Origin of the sequence: Streptococcus pseudopneumoniae (assembly GCF_001074975.1) — a bacterium.
GTDB lineage: Bacteria > Bacillota > Bacilli > Lactobacillales > Streptococcaceae > Streptococcus > Streptococcus pseudopneumoniae_D.
Genome location: NZ_JUUO01000004.1, coordinates 1 through 231 on the forward strand (window position 1 = coordinate 1; position 231 = coordinate 231).

The 231-nt window shown below is 41.6% G+C and carries 1 protein-coding gene; it reads left to right on the plus strand.

The genetic code is table 11. The features are described from left to right. Positions 1-29: 29 nt before the first annotated feature. Positions 30-231: helix-turn-helix domain-containing protein (locus tag ADI86_RS00155; RefSeq protein WP_241486532.1), on the plus strand; the 202-nt coding region annotated here is incomplete at its 3' end.

Genomic DNA, 231 nt, shown 5'->3' on the forward strand with positions numbered 1-231 from the left:
CGCGTTTTTCTCATACTAAATGCTAGGTGGTGAGAAACTGGAAGTTAGTTTTAGAAGTTACCCGATGGAAAAAGGAAGGGAAATCAAATAGAGAAATTGCCTCTCTACTTGGAAAAGCTCCTCAAACTATCCACACTGAAATCAAACGTGGGACAGTCCTACAATGCGTTGGGAAAGGGCGCTTCAAAGAAGTTTATTCTGCCGACTATGCTCAACAGTCTTATGAAAGCA